This is a genomic window from Pseudomonas sp. S34 (genome assembly GCF_009866745.1).
Lineage (GTDB): Bacteria > Pseudomonadota > Gammaproteobacteria > Pseudomonadales > Pseudomonadaceae > Aquipseudomonas > Aquipseudomonas jessenii.
Genome location: NZ_CP019398.1, coordinates 2,777,002 through 2,802,945, shown reverse-complemented (window position 1 = coordinate 2,802,945; position 25,944 = coordinate 2,777,002). Strand labels below are relative to the sequence as shown.

The window sequence follows — 25,944 nt, the reverse complement described above, 5'->3', positions numbered from 1 at the left end:
GGAAATGTCCTCATTCCTTGATGCAATCGACGGTGTAGCACCGTCCACTGCCCTGATCTTCATGTTGCAATCCGTGCACATCAGCAACGAATCCCGGAAAACTGCTATCGAACGTGCGGGCAAACGCCAGGTAATCGATGATCGAGCGGGTCGACTCGGTAAAGCGCTCACCCGGCATGATCAGCGGAATGCCGGGTGGGTACGGCACCAGCATCACCGCAGCGATCCGCCCGTCCAGCGCATCGATCGACACGGCTTCGACTTCACCCCGCACCAATTGATCATAGGCGTCCGCCGGCTTCATCGCGACTTCCGGCAGAACGGTGTACATGCGCTTGAGGTGCCTGGCGGTGGCATTGCTGCGATAACAGGCATGCAACTGATCGCACAGATCACGCAGCCCCATGCCCTGATAGCGTGCGACATTCTCTTGCGCCACACAGGGCAGGCAACTGGCCAGACTGACGTTGGCGTCGTAGCTGCGCTTGAACTCCAGCAGTTCGGTGAGCAGCGTGCTCCACTTGCCCTTGGTGATGCCCATGGAGAACAACACCAGGAACGAGTACAGCCCGGTCTTCTCGACCACCAGGCCGCGCTCCCACAGGAACTTGCTGACCACCGCCGCCGGAATCCCGCGCTCGCTGAGGGCGCCACCGGCGGTCAATCCCGGCATCACCAGCGTGACCTTGATCGGGTCGAGCAGCACATAGTCGTCGGTCACGCCGCCAAAGCCGTGCCAGTCGGCATCGGGTTGCAGCAACCAGTCCTCGGTGACGACCCGCTCGATGCCTTCCGCCGACGGCGGTTGCCAGATCGAGAACCACCAGTCATCGGCGGCAATGTGCTGGCGCAAATTGGCCAGCGCACGGCGAAAACTCAGGGCTTCGTCGAACATTTCCTGCAGGAGAGAACGCCCGGCCGGCCCTTCCATCATCGCCGAAGCCACATCCAGCGAGGCGATGATGCCGTACTGCGGCGAGGTCGAGATGTGCATCATGAATGCTTCGTTGAAGCGATCCCGATCCAGTTGCCGCGCACCGCCATCGCGCACGTGAATCATCGATGCCTGACTGAAGGCCGCCAGCAACTTGTGGGTCGAATGGGTGGTGAACACCAACGGGCTGTCTTCATCACGGGAGGTGCCCATGCCGTAGCGCCCGGCAAAGAACTCATGAAACGCTGCATAGGCGTACCAGGCCTCGTCGAAGTGCAACACCTCAACGCTATTGCCCAACTGCTGTCTGATCAGTTCGGCGTTGTAGCAGAGGCCGTCATAGGTCGAATTGGTCACCACGGCAAGCTTGACCTTCGGTGAACGCCCCTTGGTCAGTGGACTGGCGTCGATCTTGGCCTGGATCGATTCGCGACTGAACTCACTCAGGGGAATCGGGCCGATGATCCCCAGTTCATTACGCTCCGGACACAAGTACAGAGGGATGGCGCCGGTCATGATGATCGAATGCAGCACCGACTTGTGGCAATTGCGGTCCACCAGCACCAGGTCATCGCGGGCGACCACCGAGTGCCAGACAATCTTGTTGGCCGTGGACGTGCCATTGATCACGAAAAAGGTGTGATCGGCGCCGAAATTGCGTGCTGCACGGGCCTCGGCTTCAGCCAGGGGGCCGGTATGATCGAGCAAGGAGCCGAGCTCCGGCACCGACACCGAAAGATCCGAGCGCAGGGTGTTTTCCCCGAAAAACTGGTGAAACGCCTGCCCGACCGGACTTTTGTGATACGCCACGCCACCGCCGTGGCCGGGGGTGTGCCAGGAGTAGTTGGAGTCCGCCGTGTGCTGCACCAACGCCTTGAAAAACGGCGGCAGCAGGCCATCGAGGTATTTGCGCGCGGCGCGGGCTACCTGCCGGGCGAGAAAGGGCACGGTGTCCTCAAACAGATAAAGAATGCCGCGCAACTGATTGAGCTCGGCCATGGCGTCGGCGGGTGCGTTTTCCAGGGTCACTTTTTCGCCCAGGGCGAAGATCGGCAGATCCGGTGCACGCACCCGCGCCAGACCGATCAGTTCGGCCATGTTTTGCAACAAATGAGAATGGGTGCTGGCGTCTTCAGAGGCAATCAACATGCAGGACAGGCCGTGGTAAGTCGACGCCACCAGTCGTCCTTCGGTGTAGTCCACCGCCGAAACGACGCTGAACCCTTCCTGCTCCAGCTCCCGGGCAATCCCCCGCACGCGGTCACCGGCAACGCTGTCGGCCTTGATGTCGCGATGAACGATCAGGACCGGGAATTTCAAGTCTTTGTACATGAGGCTCAGCGTCCTGAGGCGGCAGACCAGAGCCTGCCAATCACCTCAGGGTAGAGTGTTGCAGCGGATGTGGCGAGCGGGATGCACCAACTTGTGGCGACGAGGGAGTTTCCCTGTGGCGAGTATCTGCCAAACAGGGTGTTATGCCTGCGCTTCAGCCTCGGCCAACTGCACCCACAACGCCGGGGCACCAGCGGATTTGCCGATGATTTCCAGGCGCGCCGCGTGGCGGGCCAGGTCGTCTTCACTGGCGCGGATGATGCGCGTCGGCTGACGGTCCGCCGGCAAACGGCGAATCTCGGTGGCCGAATTGTCCGCCCCTTCACCCGAGCCATTGCCATCGGAGGCGTTGCCGGCCAGGGACAGACTGGTCTGCCCCCCGGTCATGGTCAGGTAGACGTCGGCAAGAATCTCGGAGTCGAGCAAGGCGCCGTGCAGTTCACGGCCGGAGTTGTCGACGCCATAGCGTTTGCACAGGGCGTCGAGGCTGTTGCGCTGCCCCGGGTGACGTTCCCGGGCCATCATCAGGGTGTCGAGGATCGAGCAGTGCTGCGTGATGTCCGCGCGGTCCTGTTGGCCCATCAGGGCGAATTCGTTGTTGATGAAGCCAACGTCGAACGCCGCGTTATGGATGATCAGCTGCGCGCCCTTGATGAACTCGAAGAACTCTTCGGCCACCTCGGCAAAACGCGGCTTGCCCACGAGGAATTCGTTGGTGATGCCGTGGACGCCGATCGCGCCCTCGTCACTTTCGCGATCGGGTTGCAGGTACACATGAAAGTGCCGGCCCGTCAGGCGTCGGCCGATCAACTCGACACAACCGATTTCGATAATCCGGTGGCCGTCGGTCACCGGCATGCCGGTGGTTTCGGTGTCGAGTACAACGGATCTGGTGGCCATCAGTGCTCAGCTCTCAATCGGTCAATCGTGCAAAAGCGGCGATGTTAACACGCTCGCCGGGGTCTTTCAGATACACCGAGTCACCGCCTTCGCGAGCAAGCCCGCTCCCACATTGAATCGGCGTCGGCTCACAACTTTGTGGACGACACGAATCCAGTGTGGGAGCGGGCTTGCTCACGAAGGTCACGGCGCGGTGCATCGGCAGTACCGAAATCAGCCCTGCTTGTACCCACGCACCTCATCCACACCACGGTTGGCCAACTGGTCGGCCCGTTCGTTGCCGTGATGGCCAATGTGTCCGCGCACCCATTTCCAGGTGACCTTGTGACGGTTGACCTGCTCGTCGAGCAACTTCCACAGGTCAGCGTTTTTCACCGGTTCCTTCGCCGCGGTTTTCCAGCCGCGCTTCTTCCAGTTGTCCATCCACTCGTTGATGCCTTTCATCACGTACTGCGAGTCGGTCACCAACAACACCTCGCAGGGACGCTTGAGCTCTTCCAGGCCACGGATCGCGCCCATCAGCTCCATGCGGTTGTTGGTGGTATTGGCTTCGCCGCCCCAGAGTTCCTTCTCGACGCCCTTGCACACCAGCAGTGCGCCCCAGCCGCCGGGACCAGGGTTGCCTTTGCAGGCGCCGTCGGTGAACAGTTCTACGCTATCGCTCATGCCAATCTATCCAGAAAATGCGCTGGCCCGCCGATCGCTGATCGACGACGCCCGAAGCCGGGACATGCCCGGCCACAAATGAAAAGTGTGTATTACGGTTCGATGTTGCGCCGGTTGACCTTGGCCATCGGCAACGGGATCAGCTTGCCCATCGGTTCGCGCCGCTCCTGGCGGACCGGTCGCAAGCCCACCACGATCTTGCGCGCCACCAATAAATAGAAGCCGCCGCCCGACAGTTGCCAGTCACCGGCCTTGCGCTCCCAACCGGCCAGGCGGGTCTGCCACGCCGGTGACGCAAGCGGCGGACGATAGCACCCGAAGCGGCGTTTCTCCAGCGCGAAACCCAGCAGGTTCAGCCAGTCGGCGACCCGTGACGGCGAAATGCAGCGCGCCTTGCGCAGCGCATCCTGGGCAAACACATGCCGCAGGCCCCAACTGCTCCAGGGGTTGATGCCAATGATCAGCAAATGCCCGCCGGGACGTACGCTGCTTGCCGCCTCGCGAAGCAGGCCGTGGGGCGACAGGCAGAAATCCAGGCCATGCTGCAGCACCACCACATCGGCGGCATGCTCGCTCAGCGGCCAGGCCTGCTCCTCACAAACGATCTCGACCCCCGGCAACGGCGCACCAAGGCGTACATTGCGCTGTACCTGAGGTGCAGACGGCGGAGTCTGGGCCGAGGGACCGTAATGCACCAGATAACCACCAAAGAACCGCCCAAGCTCGTCTTCGAGCATGCGCCGCTCTTCGTCCAGCAGAAATTGCCCGAGGGGACCGGCCAGCCACTCGCGGGCGGCGCTGATCAACGCCAGCCAGTCAGGATCGGCTTGTGCGAACGCTTTATCAGTCATTGCATTCTCCAACGCGCCAGGAAGTTCTAAGATGCGCCAATGTTTTCCGCTTGGCGAATCCGACGATGATACAGATCACTGCCCTGCCCGCCTTCACCGACAACTACATCTGGTTGTTACAAGACCACGGCAGCAAGCGCTGCGCGGTCGTCGACCCGGGTGATGCCGGCCCCGTACAAGCCTGGCTTTCGGCCAATCCGGGCTGGGTGCTGAGTGATATTTTGATCACTCATCACCATCATGACCACGTCGGCGGCGTCGAACAGCTGAAAAAAGCGACGGACGCGAAAGTCTATGGTCCGGCCAGCGAAACGATCCCGGCGCGGGACGTTGCGCTCAAGGACAACGACAAGGTCCACGTGCTCGGCTGGGATTTCGACGTCCTCGCGGTCCCCGGCCACACCCTGGGGCACATCGCCTATTACCATCACGGCTTGCTGTTCTGCGGCGACACACTGTTTGCCGCCGGCTGCGGACGCTTGTTCGAAGGCACGCCACAGCAAATGTACAGTTCGCTGACACGCCTGGCCGGGTTACCGGAAGACACGCTGGTGTACTGCACCCATGAATACACCCTCGGCAACCTGAAGTTTGCCGCGACCGTCGAACCGAACAACCCGCACATCGCCGAGCGCCTGGCCAAAGTCACCCGCCAACGGGAATCCGGGATCATGACGCTGCCGTCGACACTGGCGCTGGAAAAGCTCACAAACCCGTTTTTGCGCTCCGGTGAAACATCCGTTAAAGAAAAAGCGGACGAACGGACCGGCACCGATAACTCGGCGCCCGATATGGTTTTTGCGGCGCTTCGGGCGTGGAAAGACAGGTTCTAAAGGGGCCTATCAAGATTGCAACAATTCTGAAAGGTTGACCGCGCAGGGTGCGCTTCCTAGAATCGCCCGACATTTTTGCCCGGAACTTACTTCCAGCCAATGTCGTCACCTATTCGCAAAGCCATCAGTTCAGACGCATTGACCCGCTTGGCTCAAGCCATTGCGGTGGCTGTGTCCGCCACCCTGGCGGGCTGTTCCAGCCATGCGCCGCAGACCGATGCGGCGCACACGCAGAACATCGCCGCGCGCGCCAAGCAGAAGCCGATCTGGCTCAGCGAAAAACCCAGCCCGCAAATCCCCCAGGACGTCTGGGAGCGCATGCGCCAGGGCTTCCAGCTGCAAGACGGGCTGGGCGTCAACCCGCGCATCGAGCAACAGCGCCTGTGGTTCGCCAGCAATCCATCTTTCCTCGAAAACGCCGGCGAACGTGGCAGCCTCTACATTCACTACATCGTCGAACGCCTTGAAGAACGCAACATGCCGCTGGAACTGGCCCTGCTGCCAGTGATTGAAAGCGCCTACAACCCGATGGCCTATTCCCGGGCCAACGCGGTGGGTCTTTGGCAGTTCATCCCGTCCACCGGGCGTTACTTCAACCTGCGTCAAACCCGCTTCTATGATGGCCGTCGCGACATCACCGCGTCGACCACCGCCGCCCTGGATTACCTGACCCGCCTGCACGACATGTTCAACGGCGACTGGATGCTGGCCCTGGCGGCCTACAACGCCGGCGAAGGCACCGTCAGCCGGGCCATTGAGCGCAATGAACGCCTCGGCCTGCCGACCGACTACTGGAACCTGCCGCTGCCCTCTGAAACCCAGGCCTATGTGCCAAAGTTGCTGGCACTGTCACAGGTGGTGATGGCGCCGGAAGCCTACGGCGTGAACCTCAATCCGATCGCCAACGAGCCCTACTTCCAGGTCGTCGAAATCAACCAGCGCATGGACCTGTCCAAGGTTGCTGAAGTTGCCAACATCGACGAAGACGAACTGTTCCAGCTCAACCCGGCCTTCAAGCAGCGCACCACCCTGGATGGCCCGCAACATCTGCTGGTGCCGACCTCCAAGGCGCAATTGCTGACCAGCAGCCTGCAGACCATGCGTCCTGAAGAACTGATCAGCAAGAAATCGCTCAAGCCGGTCTTCGAAGGTGCCGACGACAGCCAGGTCGCCAGCGTCAAGCGTTCCTATCGGGTCAAGCGGGGTGACAACCTCGGTTCCATCGCCAAGGCCAACAACGTTGACGTGAAGGACCTGCAACGCTGGAACAAACTGAGCGGCAAGAACCTCAAGCCCGGCCAGACCCTGGTCATGCAGGACAACAGCAAACGCAACTCAGGGCGCGTCAACACCGTGATTGCAGCCAATACCAAAAAGCAGCAGGCCAAGTACAAGGTCCAGCAAGGCGACTCGCTGTACATCGTGGCCAAGCGCTTCAACGTAGAGATGCAGCACCTCAAGCGCTGGAATCCGCGTGTCGGCCAGGCGCTCAAGCCTGGTCAGATGTTGACGGTGGCCAATCCGCATTAAAAAAAGCCCCTGAATTCAGGGGCTTTTTTTATACATGCGCAATTTTTGTGGCGAATGCAAAACCTGTAGGAGCGAGCCTGCTCGCGATGGGGTGTATCAGTTTGCATTGATGGCGGCTGACACGCCGTCATCGCGAGCGAGCTCGCTCCCACAGGGTTTGTGGCCCGGCTGATATTGCGCATTCACACACCGTCTTTTTCCTGTCCATACAAGCTGTTACTGTACGGTCCACAAAGCCCAAGCCGCCTGGATCGGATCCCCTATTTGAAGCGTCCCCTGCCCCTGCTCCTGATCAGCCTGGCCTTGAGCTCCACCGCAAGCGCGACGATCAGCGAAAGCCATGGTTATGCGCAGTTCGGCACGCTCAAGTACCCGGCCCGATTTGCCCACTTCGACTGGGTCAACCCGCAAGCGCCCAAGGGCGGTACTTTGCGGGTGATGGCGTTTGGCACCTTCGACACGCTCAACCCCTACACCTTCAAGGGCACCAGCCCGGTCACCACGCCGAGTTTCCTGCAATACGGCATCAACGAGCTCAATGAACCGCTGATGGTCGGCACGGGGCAGTACGCACCTTCCGGTGACGAGCCCGCGTCCAGCTACGGCCTGATTGCCCAGTCGGTGGAGTACAACGAGAACCGCAGCTGGGTGGTGTTCAACCTGCGTCCCGAAGCACGCTTCCATGACGGCACGCCGATCACCGCCTACGACGTCGCGTTCTCCTATCGCGTGTTGCTCAAGGAAGGCCATCCGCTGTACCGCACCAGCCTTCAGGAAGTGTCGCGGGTCGACATCCTCAACCCGCAGCGCATCCGTTTCGTGTTCAAGCGAGCCGGCAATCCGCTGCTGATCCTGCGCCTGGGCGAAATGCCGGTGCTGGCGCAGCACTACTGGAAAGGCCGCGACTTCAAGGCCACCACTTTCGAGCCGCCGCTGGGCAGCGGGCCGTATCGCATCACCTCGGTCACGCCAGGACGACAGATCGTCTTCGAACGGGTCAAGGATTACTGGGGCAAAGACCTGCCGGTCAATCGCGGCAAGTACAACTTCGACCGCATGGAAGTCGAGTTCTACCGCGACAGCGTCGTGGCGTTCGAGGCGTTCAAGGCCGGTGAGTTCGACATCTATATCGAGCACCAGGCGAAGAACTGGGACACCGGCTACAACTTCCCCGCCGTACGCCGCGGCGAGGTGATCAAGACGCAGATTCCCCATCAGATCCCGACCCAGACCCAGGGCCTGTTCATGAACAGCCGTCGTCCGGCTTTCTCGGACACCAAGGTCCGTGAAGCGCTGGGGCTGATGTTCAACTTTGAATGGACCAACCGCTCGCTGTTCGGCGGCGCCTACCAACGCGCCATGAGCTATTACCCCAACAGCGAGTTCTCGGCCAGCGGTTTGCCGGTCGGACATGAATGGCTGTTGCTCAAGCCCTATCGCGAGCAACTGCCGGCCAGGCTCTTTACCGAGCCGTTCAGCCTGCCGCAGACCGATGGCCGCGGCATCCCCCGGGAGACCCTGCGCAAAGCCCTCGGCCTGCTCGCCGAAGCCGGCTGGAAGCTCAATGGCCAGCGCCTGCAAAACACCGCCGGGCAGCCGCTGCGCCTGGAACTGCTGCTGGTCAACCCGAACCTGGAACGCATCCTCCAACCTTACGTCGAGAACCTGGCCAGCATCGGCATCGACGCCCGGCTGCGCACGGTCGATCGCGCGCAATACAAGCAGCGCCTCGACCAGTTCGATTTCGACATGATTCTGATGACCCTCAACCAGACGCTCAGCCCGGGCCTGGAACAATGGCAGTACTTTCACTCCAGCCAGGCCGGGGTCAAGGGCAGCAAGAACTACGCCGGCATTGCCAACCCGGCGGTCGACCATTTGCTCGAACAGTTGCTGGCCGCCCGGACCCGCGATGAACAGGTCGCCGCCGGGAAGGCCCTCGACCGCGTGCTGCTGTGGCAGCACTACATCGTTCCCAACTGGTACCTCAATTATCACCGTCTGGGGTACCGCAACCGGCTCGCCTTCGTCACCACCCCGCCCTACACCCTGGGCCTGAACGCGTGGTGGCTGAAATCTTCGGAGAAAGATCAATGAAACCCATCCGTGCCCTGCTCCTGCAGGCCAGCGGTCTGCTGTTCGCCGGGCTGGCCTGCGCCGCGCCGCAACATGCCGTGACCCTGTATAACGAACCGCCGAAATACCCGGCCGATTTCAAACACTTCGACTACGTCAACCCGGACGCGCCCAAGGGCGGGATCTTCCGACAGGCCGGCTTCGGCGGCTTCGACAGCCTCAACCCCTTCATCAGCAAAGGCGTGCCGGCGGACGATATCGGCAACATCTACGACACCCTGGCCAAGCAAGGCCTGGACGAGCCATTCACCGAGTACGGCTTGATCGCCCGCCTGATCGAGAAAGCCCCGGACAACGCCTGGGTGCGCTTCTACCTGCGCCCCGAAGCACGTTTCCATGACGGCCATGCGGTACGCGCCGAGGACGTGGTGTTCAGCTTCCAGATGCTGACCAAGGACGGCGCGCCGATGTACCGCGGCTACTACAGCGATGTGGCCGAAGTGATCGCCGAAGACCCGCTCACCGTACTGTTCAAGTTCAAGCACACCAACAACCGCGAGTTGCCGCTGATCCTCGGCCAGTTGCCGGTGCTGCCCAAGCACTGGTGGGCCGACCGCGACTTCAACAAGGGCAACCTGGAAATCCCGCTGGGCAGTGGCCCGTACAAGGTCAGCGAAGTGAAGGCCGGACGCTCGGTGCGTTACGAGCGGGTCAAGGACTACTGGGGCAAGGACCTGCCGGTCAATCGCGGTTTCTACAACTTCGACGTGATGACCACCGACTACTACCGCGACAACACCGTGGCCCTGGAAGCGCTCAAGGCCGGGCAGTTCGACTACTGGCTGGAAATGACCGCGAAGAACTGGGCCAACGCCTACAACATTGCGGCGGTCACCGAAGGTCGACTGGTCAAGGAACAGATTCCCAACGGCAATCCCACCGGCATGCAAGGGTTCGTATTCAATATGCGCCGCCCGGTGTTCCAGGATGTGCGGGTGCGCCAGGCCCTGTCGCTGTTGCTGGATTTCGAATGGACCAACAAGCAACTGTTCAACGGTGCCTACGCGCGTACCCGCAGTTATTTCGAGAACTCGGAAATGGCCGCCACCGGCCTGCCTGACACCGATCAGGTGGCGATCCTCGAACCGTTCCGTAGCAAGCTGGCGCCGCAGGTGTTCAACGAAGCCTTCCAGAACCCGACCACCGACGGTAGCGGCATGATCCGCGCCCAGCAACGGCAAGCCTATCAATTGCTGCAGGAGGCCGGCTGGCGCATCGTCGATGACAAGATGGTCGACGCCACCGGCAAGCCGGTGGTCATCGAGTTCCTGTTGGCCCAGACCGAATTCGAACGGGTGCTGCTGCCGTTCAAACGCAACCTGAGCGACCTGGGCATCGATCTGGTGATCCGCCGGGTCGACGTCTCGCAGTACATCAACCGCGTGCGTTCCCGGGACTTCGACATGATCGTCGGCAGCTTCCCGCAGTCCAACTCGCCGGGTAACGAACAACGGGAATTCTGGATGTCGGACGCCGCCGACAAGCCCGGCAGCCGCAACTCCATGGGCCTGAAGGATCCGGTGGTCGATCAACTGGTCGAGCAACTGATCAACGCCGATTCGCGCAACAGCCTGGTCGCCCACGCCCGCGCGCTGGACCGAGTACTGCAATGGGGCTATTACGTAATACCCAACTGGCACATCAAGACCTGGCGCGTGGCCTACTGGAACCACATCGGCCATCCCAAGGTCTCGCCTAAATACGATATCGGCACGGCCACCTGGTGGGTCAAGCCGGACATTAAGCCGGCAATAGAAGTCGAAACCACACTGCAGGCCGATCCTGCGGGCACGGAGTAATCAGATGCTGGCGTACATTTTTCGGCGACTGTTGCTCATCATTCCGACCCTGTTCGGCATTCTGCTGATCAACTTCGTGATCATCCAGGCGGCCCCGGGTGGGCCGGTGGAGCAGATGATCGCCAAGCTCGAAGGCTTCGAGGGCGCCACCAGCCGCATCGCCGGCGGTGGTGCCGAAGTCTCGGTGGCAGGCTCGGCCTATCGCGGCGCCCAGGGCCTGGACCCGGCGCTGATCAAGGAAATCGAGCACATGTACGGCTTCGACAAATCGGCGCCGGAACGCTTGTGGATCATGGTCAAGAACTATGCATCCCTGGATTTCGGCGACAGCTTCTTCCGCGACGCCAAGGTCATCGACCTGATCAAGGAAAAGATGCCGGTGTCGATCTCCCTCGGGCTGTGGAGCACGCTGATCATGTACCTGGTGTCGATCCCGCTGGGGATCGCCAAGGCCACGCGGCACGGCAGCCACTTCGACGTCTGGACCAGCTCGGCGATCATCGTCGGCTACGCGATCCCGGCGTTCCTGTTCGCCATCCTGTTGATCGTGGTGTTCGCCGGCGGCAGTTACCTGGACTGGTTCCCCTTGCGCGGGCTGACTTCGAACAACTTCGATGAACTGAGCATGGGCGGCAAGATCCTCGACTACTTCTGGCACCTGGCGCTGCCGGTGACCGCGCTGGTCATCGGCAACTTCGCAACCATGACCCTGCTGACCAAAAACAGCTTCCTCGACGAGATCAACAAGCAATACGTGATCACCGCCAGGGCCAAGGGCCTGACCAACCACCGCGTGCTGTACGGCCACGTGTTCCGCAACGCCATGCTGCTGGTGATCGCCGGGTTTCCTTCGGCCTTCATCGGCATCTTCTTCACCGGCTCGTTGCTGGTGGAGGTGATCTTCTCCCTCGACGGCCTCGGCCTGATGAGTTTCGAGGCGGCGATCAACCGCGATTACCCGGTGGTGTTCGGCACGCTGTTCATCTTCACCCTGCTCGGGCTGGTGGTGAAACTGATCGGCGACCTCACCTACACCTTTGTCGATCCGCGCATCGACTTCGAAAGCCGGGAGCATTGAGATGAACCTGTCCCCTCTCAATCGCCGCCGCTTCGAACTGTTCAAGGCCAACAAGCGTGGCTGGTGGTCGCTGTGGCTGTTCCTGATCCTGTTCGGCGCAAGCCTGGGTGCCGAGTTGATCGCCAACGACAAGCCGCTGGTGGTGCACTACGACAACAACTGGTACTTCCCGGCGCTCAAACGCTACCCGGAAACCACCTTCGGCGGCGAATTTCCGCTGGAAGCCAACTACAAGAGCCCGTACATCCGCGAACTGCTCAAGGCCAAGGACGCCTGGGTGCTGTGGGCGCCGATTCCCTACAGCTACCAGAGCATCAACTACGACCTGAAAGTCCCGGCCCCGGCCCCGCCCTCGACGGACAACCTGCTGGGCACCGACGATCAGGGCCGCGACGTGCTGGCCCGGGTGATCTACGGTTTCCGCATTTCGGTGCTGTTCGCCCTGACCCTGACCGTGCTCAGCTCGATCATCGGCGTGATCGCCGGAGCCTTGCAGGGTTTCTACGGCGGCTGGGTGGATCTGGCCGGGCAGCGCTTCCTGGAAATCTGGTCCGGATTGCCGGTGCTGTACCTGCTGATCATCCTCGCCAGTTTCGTGCAGCCCAACTTCTGGTGGTTGCTGGGGATCATGCTGCTGTTCTCGTGGATGAGCCTGGTGGACGTAGTGCGCGCCGAATTCCTGCGTGGGCGCAACCTGGAATACGTGCGCGCCGCGCGCGCCCTGGGCATGCAAAACGGCGCGATCATGTTCCGTCACATCCTGCCCAACGCGATGGTCTCGACCATGACCTTCATGCCGTTCATCCTCACCGGCGCCATCGGTACGCTGACCGCCCTGGACTTCCTCGGCTTCGGCTTGCCGGCGGGCAGCCCGTCCCTGGGTGAACTGGTGGCCCAGGGCAAATCCAACCTGCAGGCGCCGTGGCTGGGCATCAGCGCCTTCGCCGTGCTGGCCTTGATGTTGAGTCTGCTGGTGTTCATCGGCGAGTCCGCTCGCGATGCCTTCGACCCGAGGAAGTGAAATGAATCAACACAATCTGATCGAAGTGCGCGACCTGTCTGTCAATTTTGTCGTCGGCAATCGCTGCCAGCGAGCGATCGAAGGCGTCAGCTTCGACATCAAGCGCGGCGAAACCCTGGCGTTGGTCGGCGAGAGCGGTTCCGGCAAGTCGGTCACCGCACACTCGATCCTGCGCCTGCTGCCCTACCCGCTCGCCCGGCATCCGTCCGGCACCATCTTGTATTCCGGGCAGAACCTGCTGGAGCTGAAAGAAAAAACCATCCGCCACATTCGCGGCAACCGGATTGCGATGATTTTCCAGGAGCCGATGACCTCGCTCAATCCCCTGCACTCGATCGAGAAACAGATCAACGAAGTGCTGGGCATCCACAAGGGCCTGACCGGCAAGGTCGCGACCAAACGCACCCTGGAGCTGCTGGAGATGGTCGGCATCCCCGAGCCGCACAAGCGACTCAAGGCCCTGCCCCACGAATTGTCCGGCGGCCAGCGTCAGCGGGTGATGATCGCCATGGCCCTGGCCAACGAGCCGGAACTGCTGATCGCCGACGAGCCGACCACCGCGCTGGACGTGACCGTTCAGCTGAAAATCCTCGAATTGCTCAAGGAATTGCAGGCCCGATTGGGCATGGCCCTGCTGCTGATCAGCCATGATTTGAACCTTGTGCGAAGAATTGCGCACCGCGTATGTGTCATGCAGCAAGGTTGCATCGTCGAACAGGCATCGTGCGAAGAACTGTTCCGCGCGCCGCAGCATCCGTACACTCGGGAACTGCTGGCAGCGGAGCCCGGCGGCAAGCCTGCAAGCAACGTGATCGGCCCGCCCTTGCTGGCGGTCGAGGACCTCAAAGTCTGGTTTCCGATCAAGAAAGGCCTGCTCAAGCGCACGGTGGATTACGTCAAGGCGGTCGACGGCATCAATTTCAGCCTGCCCCAGGGCCAGACCCTGGGGATAGTGGGAGAAAGCGGTTCCGGCAAATCGACCCTGGGCCTGGCGATTTTGCGGTTGATCGCCAGCAAGGGCGCCATCCGCTTTGAAGGCCAGCAGCTAGACTGCCTGACGCAGCAACAGGTCAGGCCGCTGCGACGGGAGATGCAAGTGGTGTTTCAGGACCCGTTCGGCAGCCTGAGCCCGCGGATGTGCGTGAGCCAGATCGTTGGCGAAGGCCTGCGGATCCACAAGATGGGCACCGAGGCGGAACAGGAACAAGCGATCATTGCAGCACTCAAGGAGGTAGGTCTGGATCCGGAAACCCGGCACCGCTACCCCCACGAATTTTCCGGCGGGCAACGGCAGAGAATCGCCATTGCCCGGGCATTGGTGTTAAAACCGGCGTTGATTTTGCTGGACGAGCCGACTTCGGCCCTCGACCGCACGGTACAACGCCAGGTAGTGGAGCTTTTGCGTTCACTGCAAACCAAGTACAACCTGACGTATCTGTTTATCAGCCATGACCTGGCTGTGGTGAAAGCGCTGAGCCACCAGTTGATGGTGGTCAAGCATGGCCAAGTGGTCGAACAGGGAGACGCGCAAAGCATTTTTGCCGCCCCCCAACATCCGTATACACAGCAGTTGCTGGAAGCCGCTTTTTTGGCTCCGGCCACTGCGCAATAACCTGAAAGAGGAGCAACACATGGGTTTTCTCGCCGGTAAGCGCGTACTGATCGTCGGTGTCGCCAGCAAGCTGTCCATCGCATCCGGCATCGCTGCCGCCATGCATCGCGAGGGCGCTGAGCTTGCCTTCACTTATCAGAACGACAAACTCAAGGGTCGTGTCGAAGAGTTCGCACAAGGCTGGGGTTCGAGCCCTGAGCTGTGCTTCCCGTGCGATGTGGCCAGCGATGAAGAAATCGCCAAGGTCTTCGAAGAGCTGAGCAAGAAGTGGGACGGCCTGGACTGCATCGTGCACTCCGTCGGCTTCGCCCCGGGCGACCAACTGGACGGCGACTTCACCGAAGCCACCACCCGCGAAGGTTTCCGCATCTCCCACGACATCAGCGCCTACAGCTTCGTGGCCCTGGCCAAGGCTGGCCGCGAAATGATGAAAGGCCGCAACGGCAGCCTGCTGACCCTGTCGTACCTGGGCGCCGAGCGCACCATGCCGAACTACAACGTCATGGGCATGGCCAAGGCTTCCCTGGAAGCTGGCGTACGTTACCTGGCCGGCTCCCTGGGCCCGGACGGTACTCGCGTCAACTGCGTATCGGCAGGTCCCATCCGCACCCTCGCCGCTTCCGGCATCAAGAACTTCCGCAAGATGCTGGCCGCCAACGAAGCGCAAACCCCGCTGCGCCGCAACGTCACCATCGAAGAAGTCGGCAACGCCGGCGCCTTCCTGTGCTCGGACCTGGCGTCCGGCATCAGCGGTGAAATCATGTACGTGGACGGTGGCTTCAACACCACGGCCATGGGCAGCATCGAAGAGTAATCTTCGGTCAGCCAAAAAAAAACCCGCCGCTTTTGGCGGGTTTTTTATGCTCACAATTCCTTTGACTAACGCAACCTTCAGCGGGAAAACATTTCTACGCCAAATGGCATCAGACAACTACAAATAATTCTCGATGAGAACCGCACCCACTGAAAAACATAACAGAGGGAATACGATCAACACGCCTCCATCCATTACATCCCCAACCTCATTACTGAGATTATCTAATAACTAACACCCGATCTTATAGCAGTTGCAAAACCAGGTTTAGAATCGAACACAGTTTTTACTTTCACCCCTAAATCGGGTGGTACAAGAGTGGCATAAGAAGGTTTCACACGAGGCGTTTCTACTGCCAACGCTGGCGAAGGGCCTGACGCCCCGGCAAATATCAGTTTATCGAACTGATCATTTTGGATGAAAACTCTAGTGTCGTACTGCGCAATTCTCTGTGAAACAACGCTCGAAGTTGATATTTGCCCGCCTTTCACTTTTTCCGATTTTTTTTGGTAAACGGCGAAAACTTTTAGTTCATCTGCATCTGGGCGCCGGGGTGTATCCAGCATTAATTTTTTTGCTTTCTCTAAGCTGCTTTCAACAAAAAGCCCTTTTTTTGAAAGGGCACCTCCCTGACCTAAAAATGGCATTGGAAGTTCTGCGCCACTAGCAAGATTTTTTACAGACTTTTGTGACGCAACAACCGCCCCAATAAAATCACCCTGTTCTTTCAATTTACTCAGTACACCTTTGACTAGTATGTAAGGAGCATGCCCAGTCGGGTCAATTCGACCCACAGGATCTCCTTTGCAATATGCATAACTATTCAAGCCTCCTCTGCCAAATGGACTCCAACTGTCCGGGCTGTTGAACCGCATCAACACCGGATTGAACGCTCTGTACCCATTACCCAGCAAATAATGCCCAGTCACCGGATCTGCCCGCTCCCCATTGAAACCCAACAAACTACTCAAACCGCTTTCGGCTCGATGGTGGCCATACGGTGAGTAAGCGATGGTCTGCGGCAGATTGTCTTTCTGAAGCGTTTGCAGGACTGAACGTTGTTGATCAGTGGCCAGTAACGCGATGTCGATAGAATCGTCCTGGCGCTGTTGTTGCCCCAGAACCTGATCACCAACCTGAAAAACGCTCTTACGTAATGCCCCCTGTATCTCGGTGGCAAGACGACTTTTGCAGTAAAAACGCTGATGCAAGGAGGTATTCGGTTGGGCATGACTGATCAGGCGATCCAGAGGATCATAGTAATATTCGCAGAGCAGTGACCGCAGTTGATTCAACATCGGGTCGATCCATACATGAGTGTAGATAAGTCACTATCTGCCCTAATTTGTCTATCGGGTACTAGCAGAACTGATAGGTTGAAACGGATAAGTGCGCGCCAGCACGGCCGTGGGCAGCATCAAAGAGTAATCTTCTCCCAGCCAAAAAACCCGCCTTCTCCGGCGGGTTTTTTATGCCTGCGATTTCCGGCCGATGTAGCCCCCCCTGTAGGAGCGAGCCTGCTCGCGAAAAACCCGGGCACGCCGCGTTCAACCAGACTGCGCGCGTTATCGTTGACGACCTTCGCGAGCGGGCTCGCTCCTACAGGGTTACTCGAGATTCAGACATTTGGCGAACAGCTGCTGAATCGGCAGCTGTCGCTGGCTGTAGCGCTGCAACAGCACGATCTCGCGGTAAAACGTCAGCTCACCCAACCGAATCAACCTGACCTTCGCCCCATGCTCCAGCCAAAGCCCCGCCTCCGGCAACAACGAACCCCCCAACCCACACTCGACCATTTTGACAATGGCCTCCAGTTCATCCAGCTCCAGCGCCACGTGCACCTCGATCTGCCGTTCGCGCAGAAACCGCGTCACCAGCCGCCCGCCAAACGAATTGCGGTCGTAGCGTACATGAGGGTGCTCGGCGAGCAGTTGCAGCGGATCATCGCCGTCCAGGTCCGCCGGTACGATCAGCACGAACGGTTCCCGGCGAATGACCTGCGCAGACAATTCCTTGGGCAACTCAAACGGCGGCTTGATCAGGATCGCCAGGTCCACTTCTCCCGTGTCGACCTGGCTCAGCAGGTTCAGTGACACACCGGGCACCAGCTTGGGCTCCAGCAAGGGCGCCTGTTGGCGCAAGCGCACCAGCGCCTGGGGCAGCAGCCCGGTCTGAGCGGTCGCCACTGCGCCGATTCTCAGTTCGCCACGGTACTCGCTGACATCGTCGCTGACGGCCATGCGGCTGAAGGTCTCGAGCATTTCCCTGGCCATCGGCAACGCACGCTGCCCCGCCGCGTTGAGCAGCGCCTGGCGGCCGGTGCGGTCGAACAGACGGATGCCAAGGGCTTGTTCCAGGTTGCGAATCTGCGCGCTGACCGCCGATTGCGTCAGGCCGATGTGCATGCCCGCTGCCGCGAACGTGCCGTAACGCGCCACCGCGATAAAGGTTTTCAGTTCGCGCAGCATGGAGGCCTCGATTGATCGAAATAATTTGAGCTCGATGCAAAAATTATCGTCTTTCAATCAAAAAGCACAGGGCTAAACTCGACACATTCCCACCCACACCGAGGTTCGCCTGATGCAACTGTCCCCTTTTCACCTGGCCATTCCGGTCTACGACTTGCCGGCCGCCCGACATTTCTATGGTTCAGTGTTTGGCCTGGAAGAAGGCCGCTCAAGCGAGCATTGGGTGGATTTCAATTTTTTCGGCCATCAACTGGTGATTCACCTGGCGCCGAAAAACCCCACGCAAGAAGCCGCGCACACCAATGCCGTGGATGGTCACGATGTGCCGGTGCCGCATTTTGGCGTGGTGCTCGGGATGGCCGAGTGGGAGGCGCTGGCCGAGCGGCTGAAGTCGCTGGAGACACGCTTCGTGATCGAACCGGGGATTCGTTTTCAGGGGCTGGTGGGTGAACAGGCGACGATGTTTCTGCTTGATCCTTGCGGGAATGCGCTGGAGTTCAAGGCGTTCAAGGATATTGGGCAGTTGTTTGCCAAGTAGGCGTTGCCTGTCGGGACGCCATCGCGAGCAAGCTCGCTCCCACAGTGGATTTGTGGCGTTCATAAATCCTGCTCGCGAAGAGGCCCGCTAATGCAACACCGCCCTAACGGCTCATCACACGCTCGGCCTCCTCCAGCAGTTCCTCGATTGAGTCATGAACAGTGGGGTTGTATTCGACCTGGGTCACGCTGAACCGAATGTGATAACTGCGACGCGCCGTGGCGTTGCGCTCATCGAGTATCTCATTGAGTCGCACCTTGATCGCCTCAATCTCAACGGCACTGGACCCGGTCAGCAGCGCCACGAACCGGTCGCCGTCGAGTCGGCCGACCACATCGTTTTCACGAAAGCCGATCCGCAGGACATCGGCGAACGTCTTGAGCGCATCGTCACCTTTGGCCCGGCCATACAGATAGCAGATGAGCTTGAATTCATCGAGGCTGAAGTACAGCAGTGTCGCTGGCGTCTCCAGTTGTTGGCAGGCATCCAGCCCGAGTTGGGCCAATGCAGTGAAACCATGGCGATTGGACAGCAGCGTCAGCTCGTCCATGCTCGCCATCTGCACCCCTGCCAGTTCTTGTTCGGCCTGGCGAGCCAGTTCGCGCAACCGTTCACGTTCTTGCTGTGGCGTGCGCAACGGGTTGGCTGATCGGCCCGATTTGCCTGTTTTGCCTGAGATCAACATCGTTCACTCCCTTGGCGGGTATGTACGTTAGAGTCGCCCGTACCCACATTGACTCCCTGTAAGCGTGCCGCTGGTCAGCTACCTGCCACCGGGCACGGTCCTCCCGCATCGGCCCAGCGCTTGAACCGGGCGACGAAAATATCGTGGGGCACCGGTACCGGCGCGCGATTGCCGCCGGGGTTCCAGCCCCACAGCACCAGCTTGTCGTCGCTGACGTGCTTGATCAGCGCGGCAAAATCCCGATCGCCGTTGCTGGAGCGATCCTTGATCATCGCGCACAGCCGGTCGGCTGGCAGGCCGATCCAGGCCATGCGGTGCGCGGCCGGTGGCAAACTCCAGTGCGGCGCACCCGGTGGTGCGTGGGGGCCGTAACTGGCTGGCGGATTGCTTTGCGCATGGCAGGTTGCACAGGGCAACCCGGCCGAACCCTTGCCGTCCATGCCACGCACGACATTCATGGCGTGGGGCACGCCGGCATCGAATTGCAGCGGCGAATCCCCAGGAATATGGCAGTTCTGGCAACGGGGGCTCTGGAAGACCTTCTGCACGGTGTCGAACGCCTGCAAGGCCTCGCGATCATCGGCGAACACGTGCGATGCGTAGGCGATGAGACAGACCAGGATCACCGCCCCAAGCAACCAGTGATGTCGTTTCATCTCACACCCCCGCCAGCTGCAAGGGCAGCTCCCGCAGGCGCTGCCCGGTCAGGGCAAACACCGCGTTGGCCACCGCTGGCGCCATGGGTGGCACACCGGCCTCGCCGATACCACCGGGTTTGTCGCTGCTGGGCACGATATGCACTTCGACCACCGGCATTTCGTTGAGCCGCAGCACCCGATAGTCGTGATAGTTGGATTGCACCACCTGCCCGTCCTTGAGTGTCAGCTTGCTGTGCAAGGCGAAGCTGAGGCCAAAGGTAATGCACGACTCCATCTGCGCGGCGATGCTCTGGGGGTTGACCGCAATGCCGCAATCCACCGCGCACACCACCCGGTGCACACGGATGGCGAGGTTGTCCTGGGACACCTCGGCCACCTGGGCCACGTAGCTGCCGAACGACTCATGCACCGCCACACCCAGGGCATGGCCATCCGGCAGTGGCGCCTTCCAGTTGGCCTTCTCCACCGCGAGGTTCAGCACACCGAGATGGCGCGGATGGTCCTTGAGCAAGGTCCGCCGATACTCCACCGGATCCTTGCCGGCCGCCGTGGCCAGTTCATCGATCAGCGACTCCATGACAAACGCGGTGTGGGTGTGCCCCACCGAACGCAGCCACAACACGCTGATGCCGGTTGTCGGTGAATGCAGTTCAATCTGGTGATTGGCCAACCCTTCGAGGTAGGGGCTGTCCGCCACGCCTTCGACGGAGGTCTTGTCGATCCCGTCCTTGACCATGGTCGCTTCAAGCGAGGTCCCGGCCATGATCGACTGCCCGACCATCACATGTTTCCAGGCCAGCGGCAGGCCGTCAGCGCCCAGCCCGATACGCGCATGGTGCAGGAACGCCGAGCGGTAATAGCCTCCACGGATGTCGTCCTCCCGCGCCCACACGGTTTTCACCGGTGCGCCGGCAGCCTTGGCGACATACACCGCTTCGCTGACGAAATCCGACGTCGGATTGGCCCGGCGCCCGAAGCCGCCACCGAGAAACTCGGTATGGATCACCACCTGTTCGGGTTTGAGCCCGGTGATTTTCCCGGCGACCATTTGGTCCAGGGTCTGGAACTGGGTGCCAGTCCAGATTTCGCATTTGTCCTTGGTGATGCTCACCGTGCAGTTCAGTGGCTCCATCGGCGCGTGTGCCAGATAAGGCACGCTGTATTCAACGTCGATCTTCTTGGCCGCTTTCGCCAGCGCAGCCTGGGTATCCCCCGCCTGGCCTGCGTTCAGGCCGGGGGTGGTGGCGAGTTTGCGGAAGTTTTCCAGTAACGCCTGGCTGTCGAGCCCGGCGTTCGGCCCCGGATTCCACTCGATTTTCAGCGCATCGCGCCCCAGCTTCGCCGCCCAAAAATGATCGGCAATCACCGCGATGCCGGTCGGCACTTGCACCACTTTGTGCACACCCGGAATCGCCAGCGCTTCGGCGCCCTCAAAGGATTTGACGCTACCGCCGAAGGTGGGCGAACGGGCGACCATCGCAGTCATCAGCCCGTCAAACTGCACGTCCATGCCGAACTTCGCCCGGCCGGTGATTTTTTCCGGAGTGTCCAGACGCTGGGTGGGTTTGCCGATCAGCTTCCAGTCCTTTGCGTCCTTGAGTTTGATCGAGGCCGGGTCTGGCCGTGGCAATTGCCCGGCGTCATCGGCCAGTTCGCCGTAGGTGGCACGGTGCTCACCGGCCATGACCACCCCCGATTCGGTATGAATCTCGGACGGCGCGACGTTGAAACGCTTGGCCGCTGCGTCGATCAACATCAAGCGCGCCGCCGCGCCGGCCTGGCGATAGCGGTCGAACTCCATCCAGGTCGAGGTCGAGCCGCCGGTGATTTGCATCCCGCCAAAACCGGGCAGGCCGTAATCGGTTGCCGAAGCCGGTGCATGCTCGACGCGGATTTTCGTCCAGTCGGCGTCCAGTTCTTCGGCGATCAGCATGGTCAGGCCGGTCCAGATGCCCTGGCCCATTTCCGAGTGCCCCAGCAATACGGTGACACTGTTGTCGTTGCCAATACGCAGGAAGGCATTGGGCGCAAACACGTTGCCCTGGTTTTCCGCGCCCATGGCGAAACGGTGGGCACCGGGCATGGCAAACGCGACCACCAGCCCGCCGCCCAGCATGGCACTGCCCTTGAGAAAACCACGACGCGATAACGCGTTGATGCTGTTCATGGCGCAAGCTCCCTTCAACCCGGTCTCAACCCAGCTCGGCGGCGCGTTTGACCGCCGCGCGGATCCTCGGGTAAGTGCCGCAACGGCAGATGTTCCCGGACAGCGCCTGATCGATGTCGCTGTCGGTCGGTTTCGGAATTTTCGCCAGCAATGCGGCCGCCGACATGATCTGCCCGGACTGACAGTAGCCACACTGGACCACGTCAAGTTCCGCCCAGGCCTGTTGGACCGGGTGCGAACCATCCGCGGAAAGGCCTTCGATGGTGAGAATCTTTTGCCCATGGGCCACGGCCGTGGCCGGTGTGATGCACGAGCGCAGCGGTGCGCCATCGACGTGCACGGTGCAGGCTCCGCATTGGGCGATGCCGCAGCCGAATTTGGTGCCGGTGAGGTGGGCGACATCGCGCAGGACCCAGAGCAGCGGCATGTCGGCGGGGACATCCAGCTCCTGATCCTGGCCATTGATGTTCAGGGTCAGCATGGCGCGGTTCCTCAGACTCAGGGTGATCTGAAGGGGCGTCGCTGCGGCCTTGTAAAACCTGTGCGCGCCTCGGGTTACCCTTCAGCTAAGCGCAATTTTGCCGGCAGGCCGAGGCGCATCGACCACCGGTCACCTGTAGGAGCGAGCTTGCTCGCGAAAAACGTCAGTACAACGCGGTCATTCAGACAGGGCGCGTTATCGTTGACGTCCGTCGCGAGCAAGCTTCGCTCCTACACCCTCGGCTTGAACAAAATACCGATGTAACGCGACAGAAACAGCCCGAATGCCATACACCAAAGCAGCGCCGACATTCCCAATCCCCACCCGGAAAACGGCACCAGCAACACCCGTGACACACCCGCCACCAGCACCAGGGCAAATCCCACAACGATTACTTTCGAGGGCAGCAACGGCCGCCCGGTGTGCCCCAGGCTGACCCGCGCGATCATCGCCAGAACCAACCCGCCGATGCCGCCGACGGCCAGCGAATGGGTGGCCAGGCTTTGCTGCGGCATCCAGCCCAGGTGCCACAGAGCCATGGCCAGCGTCGCCACCGCGAGCCAGGTGTAAGCCAGGTACAGCGACCACAGCAGCGGCACGCGCCACAGACCGCGATCATGCCAGCGCCACAATCGCAGCAGATGCAAACCGCTGATCAACGCAAATAACAGCGCCAGCCACACACGTGGGGCGTCATTCAAACCGACGGCAAAAGACACCGCCGCCAGCATCGCGCTGATCAGCAACACCTTGCCCGGCAACGGATGAGCCGCAGGCGTTGCGGGACGGTTCAACCCGCGCTGGATGAAGAACGGAATCACCCGCCCGCCGATCACGCTCATCAGCGCGCCCACCAGCCACAAAGCGGCCAGCACGCCATGCCGCTGCAGATTCACGTCTTCATTGAAAATCCCCAGCAACGTCAGCGCCTGACAGCCTGCCAACAACGTGACCATCAGTAAAACCGGATAGTTTTCCCGCTTGCCGGCGGCGATCAAATCCCGTCCCAACACACACGCCAGCAGCGGCAGAAAGGGCACTTGCAAGGCCAGCAACAGGATGGCGGGCATCGGCATCAACCAGGCCAGCCGAGCGATCAGCCATACCAGCACCAGCCCGATCAGCGGCCACCCATTGAGCCCTGGCCGGTCGGTCCAGTTGGGTACCGCCGTCAACAGAAACCCGGCAATGATGGCCGCTGTAAAACCGAACGGCATTTCATGGCGATGCCAGGCGAGCATGCCACCCATTGGTTGTGCGCCGGGGAGTCGACCGTACAACCACAACGCCCAGACCGCCACCGCGATGGCCGCGAACCCGGCACCCGCCAGAAAAAACGGGCGAAAGCCGAGGGAGAAAACAGGTGCAGCAGCGATTCCACGCATCACGCCACCACTCTGGCCGGAGTTTGGCTCAGCCCGTACTGCGACAGCAGCCGCATGACATAGCCGATTTTCAGCAGGGTCGGGCCGAGGATGGTCATGGCGTGCATCGACACCAGGGCGACAATCGACAGGTGCCCTGCGTAGAAATAGGCGCCGTAGACTCCGGCGAGCAACATGACCAGGCCAACGCCGAGTACGCGATTGGAGAGATGCAGAACGTTTTGAGGGTTGCTGAAGAAATTGGACATTTTCCGTACACCTGTAGCCGCTCAGTTGTACGTTTGATGTTTCATGTTCCGTGCCAGCTCATGAGCCCTTGTAAACCGGCACCTCCAGATCAACGAAGTCAATTTGACTCAACCCAGATATTGTCCTTATGACAACACAAAGAGTCATTACGACAACAACGTCCTCCAGACACGATTCAATCAACCTAAAAGCAAACCAATATCATTTGCGCAGACATGAGCCATTTGCTTTAATCGCGATCAATTCTTATTTACACAAGGACGCGAACCGCCCATGGACATGCGCTCACGATGACGGTTGCCGATTCCTCCTGCGTCCAGACCCTCTACGCCACGCATCACCGCTGGTTGCACGCGTTGCTGCGCCGGCGTCTGAACAACGCGTTTGATGCTGCCGACCTGGCCCATGACACCTTCATCCGTGTGCTCAAGCGCCCTCAGGTGTTCGACGGCGAAACCCACGAACGTTCGTATCTGGCGACCATCGCCCGAGGCTTGTGTATCGATCACTGGCGTCGTCGGCAACTTGAACAGGCCTGGCTGGACACCCTCGCGGCGCAGCCCCAAGCCGTTCACCCTTCGCCAGAGCAGCGGGCGATCATCGTCGAAACCCTGTATGAAGTGGACGCCATGTTGCAACGCTTGCCCCAACGGGTACGTGATGCGTTCGTGTTGGCCCAGTTGCAGGGGTTGCCCTACCGCGCCATCGCCGAAGAAATCGGCGTGTGTGAGCGCATGGTGAAGAAGTACCTGGCCCAGGCATTGATGCATTGCGCCATGCTCGAAGCAGAACTCGATGGCCTGCTGATTCAATGACACAGACCGCATCGAACGCCATCAGCCATGCCAGTCTCGAACAAGCTGCGCAATGGTATGTCCAACTCAACGACCAACAGGCCGGGGAACAAGAGCGCCAGCACTGGCAAGCCTGGCTGACGCAAAGTAGCGAGCATCAGGCTGCCTGGCATTATGTCGAGCGGGTTGGCCAGCGCTTTGCCGCCTTGCAGAACGATCATCCGCAAGCGGTCAGCCATGTACTGCGCAACACCGAACGTGCCGCCATCAGTCGCCGCCACACCGTGAAGGGTCTGCTGGTTCTGGTGTCGGGAGGTTTGCTGGGGTGGAGTGCCTGGGAGGAAACCGCCTTGGCGCCCACCCTGGTTCGCTGGCGCGCCGACCTCTCCACCGGCACCGGCGAAACCCGCGAAACCCGGCTCAGCGATGGCAGCCAGATCTGGCTCAATGCGTTGAGCGCGCTGAATGTTCGGTTCGACAGCACACAACGACTGCTGCTGTTGCGGCTTGGGGAGGTGTTGATCGACACCGCCAAAGACAGCCACCGCCCGCTGCTGGTGCACACCGCCCAGGGCCGGATGCGCGCGCTGGGCACGCACTTCAGTGTGCGCCAGGAGGATCGGCAGACAGTGCTCAACGTCTACGAAGGCGCCGTTGAAGTCCGGACTGCCCAAGGTCAGGTTCAGGTGGTGGAAGCGGGACGCCAAGTGGCATTCGGCGAAAACCACATTCCGATACCGACCGCAGCCACGGCGACTCGTGAAGCCTGGCGCCGTGGCCTGTTGCTGGCAGACAACCTGCCGTTGGGCCAATTGCTCCAGGAGCTGAGCCAATACCGTCACGGGCATCTGGGCTGCGACCCGGCGGTGGCCGGGCTGCCGGTCATGGGTTCGTTCCCGCTCAAGGACACCGATCAGGCCTTGCGCCTGCTGGAAGCGGCATTGCCGGTACGGGTGCAGAAGCCGCTGGACTGGTGGGTCAACGTCGGCCCAAAAGCCTGATGAAGGTTTTT

General features: G+C 60.6%; 23 protein-coding genes. 11 read left to right on the top strand and 12 right to left on the bottom strand.

Annotated features, from left to right (window positions below; translation table 11 throughout):
* Positions 1-10 precede the first annotated feature (10 nt).
* The 4 genes from PspS34_RS12560 to PspS34_RS12545 form a co-directional block, all read right to left on the bottom strand.
* On the bottom strand, positions 11-2,266 hold the full coding sequence (locus tag PspS34_RS12560; protein WP_090455012.1) for an arginine/lysine/ornithine decarboxylase: 2,256 nt from the start codon (positions 2,264-2,266) through the stop codon (positions 11-13).
* Between the two features lie 141 nt (positions 2,267-2,407).
* On the bottom strand, positions 2,408-3,166 hold the full coding sequence (dnaQ, locus tag PspS34_RS12555) for a DNA polymerase III subunit epsilon (protein WP_046037200.1): 759 nt from the start codon (positions 3,164-3,166) through the stop codon (positions 2,408-2,410).
* Positions 3,167-3,379: 213 nt separating this feature from the next.
* The gene (rnhA, locus tag PspS34_RS12550) at positions 3,380-3,832 is read right to left on the bottom strand and encodes a ribonuclease HI (RefSeq protein WP_007979123.1); all 453 of its coding nucleotides are present in this window, start codon (positions 3,830-3,832) and stop codon (positions 3,380-3,382) included.
* Positions 3,833-3,924: 92 nt separating this feature from the next.
* Positions 3,925-4,683: a methyltransferase domain-containing protein gene (locus tag PspS34_RS12545; protein ID WP_007988453.1), complete on the bottom strand. Its 759-nt coding sequence runs from the start codon at positions 4,681-4,683 to the stop codon at positions 3,925-3,927.
* Between the two features lie 65 nt (positions 4,684-4,748).
* Between PspS34_RS12545 and gloB the strand changes: the two genes are divergently transcribed.
* From gloB to fabI, 8 genes are all read left to right on the top strand, one after another.
* The gene (gloB, locus tag PspS34_RS12540) at positions 4,749-5,516 is read left to right on the top strand and encodes a hydroxyacylglutathione hydrolase (protein ID WP_159389838.1); all 768 of its coding nucleotides are present in this window, start codon (positions 4,749-4,751) and stop codon (positions 5,514-5,516) included.
* Positions 5,517-5,615: 99 nt separating this feature from the next.
* The gene (locus PspS34_RS12535; RefSeq protein WP_057715033.1) at positions 5,616-7,046 is read left to right on the top strand and encodes a transglycosylase SLT domain-containing protein; all 1,431 of its coding nucleotides are present in this window, start codon (positions 5,616-5,618) and stop codon (positions 7,044-7,046) included.
* 264 nt (positions 7,047-7,310) lie between these two features.
* A complete protein-coding gene (locus PspS34_RS12530; protein WP_159389837.1) occupies positions 7,311-9,143 on the top strand; it encodes an extracellular solute-binding protein in 1,833 nt (610 codons plus the stop codon).
* Positions 9,140-10,981 (top strand): extracellular solute-binding protein, encoded by a 1,842-nt coding sequence (locus tag PspS34_RS12525; RefSeq protein WP_154860118.1) that lies wholly within the window; start codon positions 9,140-9,142, stop codon positions 10,979-10,981. Before PspS34_RS12530 ends, PspS34_RS12525 begins: the two co-directional genes overlap by 4 nt.
* Before the next feature lie 4 nt (positions 10,982-10,985).
* The gene (locus PspS34_RS12520; RefSeq protein WP_007979116.1) at positions 10,986-12,059 is read left to right on the top strand and encodes a microcin C ABC transporter permease YejB; all 1,074 of its coding nucleotides are present in this window, start codon (positions 10,986-10,988) and stop codon (positions 12,057-12,059) included.
* A 1-nt stretch (position 12,060) separates the two neighbouring features.
* A complete protein-coding gene (locus PspS34_RS12515) occupies positions 12,061-13,080 on the top strand; it encodes an ABC transporter permease (RefSeq protein WP_007999322.1) in 1,020 nt (339 codons plus the stop codon).
* A gap of 1 nt (position 13,081) precedes the next feature.
* Positions 13,082-14,692, top strand: a complete 1,611-nt coding sequence (locus tag PspS34_RS12510; RefSeq protein WP_154860119.1) for an ABC transporter ATP-binding protein — start codon at positions 13,082-13,084, stop codon at positions 14,690-14,692.
* 19 nt (positions 14,693-14,711) lie between these two features.
* Positions 14,712-15,506, top strand: coding sequence for an enoyl-ACP reductase FabI (gene fabI / locus PspS34_RS12505; protein WP_057715039.1), 795 nt, complete (start codon positions 14,712-14,714; stop codon positions 15,504-15,506).
* Between the two features lie 224 nt (positions 15,507-15,730).
* Here the strand turns inward: fabI and PspS34_RS12500 are convergent, their stop codons facing one another.
* Positions 15,731-16,804, bottom strand: a complete 1,074-nt coding sequence (locus PspS34_RS12500; protein ID WP_159389836.1) for an RHS repeat-associated core domain-containing protein — start codon at positions 16,802-16,804, stop codon at positions 15,731-15,733.
* Positions 16,805-17,113: 309 nt separating this feature from the next.
* Positions 17,114-17,974, bottom strand: coding sequence for a LysR family transcriptional regulator (locus PspS34_RS12495; RefSeq protein WP_159389835.1), 861 nt, complete (start codon positions 17,972-17,974; stop codon positions 17,114-17,116).
* 112 nt (positions 17,975-18,086) lie between these two features.
* Between PspS34_RS12495 and PspS34_RS12490 the strand changes: the two genes are divergently transcribed.
* On the top strand, positions 18,087-18,512 hold the full coding sequence (locus PspS34_RS12490; RefSeq protein WP_150813870.1) for a VOC family protein: 426 nt from the start codon (positions 18,087-18,089) through the stop codon (positions 18,510-18,512).
* A 103-nt stretch (positions 18,513-18,615) separates the two neighbouring features.
* Here PspS34_RS12490 and PspS34_RS12485 read toward each other — a convergent pair whose 3' ends face one another.
* The 6 genes from PspS34_RS12485 to PspS34_RS12460 form a co-directional block, all read right to left on the bottom strand.
* Positions 18,616-19,197 carry a GGDEF domain-containing protein gene (locus PspS34_RS12485; RefSeq protein ID WP_154908932.1) on the bottom strand — a complete coding sequence of 194 codons (582 nt, stop codon included), beginning with the start codon at positions 19,195-19,197 and terminating at the stop codon, positions 18,616-18,618.
* A 74-nt stretch (positions 19,198-19,271) separates the two neighbouring features.
* Complete coding sequence (locus tag PspS34_RS12480; protein WP_150814628.1) at positions 19,272-19,853, bottom strand: hypothetical protein; 582 nt, start codon at positions 19,851-19,853, stop codon at positions 19,272-19,274.
* Position 19,854: 1 nt separating this feature from the next.
* On the bottom strand, positions 19,855-22,023 hold the full coding sequence (locus PspS34_RS12475; protein ID WP_159389834.1) for a xanthine dehydrogenase family protein molybdopterin-binding subunit: 2,169 nt from the start codon (positions 22,021-22,023) through the stop codon (positions 19,855-19,857).
* Between the two features lie 25 nt (positions 22,024-22,048).
* On the bottom strand, positions 22,049-22,504 hold the full coding sequence (locus PspS34_RS12470) for a (2Fe-2S)-binding protein (protein WP_057715045.1): 456 nt from the start codon (positions 22,502-22,504) through the stop codon (positions 22,049-22,051).
* A 230-nt stretch (positions 22,505-22,734) separates the two neighbouring features.
* Positions 22,735-23,889, bottom strand: coding sequence for an NnrS family protein (locus PspS34_RS12465; RefSeq protein WP_159389833.1), 1,155 nt, complete (start codon positions 23,887-23,889; stop codon positions 22,735-22,737).
* The gene (locus PspS34_RS12460) at positions 23,889-24,137 is read right to left on the bottom strand and encodes a transmembrane sensor/regulator PpyR (RefSeq protein WP_159389832.1); all 249 of its coding nucleotides are present in this window, start codon (positions 24,135-24,137) and stop codon (positions 23,889-23,891) included. Before PspS34_RS12460 ends, PspS34_RS12465 begins: the two co-directional genes overlap by 1 nt.
* Before the next feature lie 291 nt (positions 24,138-24,428).
* Here PspS34_RS12460 and PspS34_RS12455 point away from each other — a divergent pair, with 291 nt between their 5' ends.
* Positions 24,429-24,953, top strand: coding sequence for a sigma-70 family RNA polymerase sigma factor (locus PspS34_RS12455; RefSeq protein ID WP_150814632.1), 525 nt, complete (start codon positions 24,429-24,431; stop codon positions 24,951-24,953).
* Entirely contained in the window at positions 24,950-25,933 is a 984-nt protein-coding gene (locus PspS34_RS12450) for a FecR domain-containing protein (RefSeq protein WP_159389831.1), read from the top strand. The genes PspS34_RS12455 and PspS34_RS12450 overlap by 4 nt, the downstream gene beginning before the upstream one ends.
* The last annotated feature ends 11 nt before the right edge of the window (positions 25,934-25,944 follow it).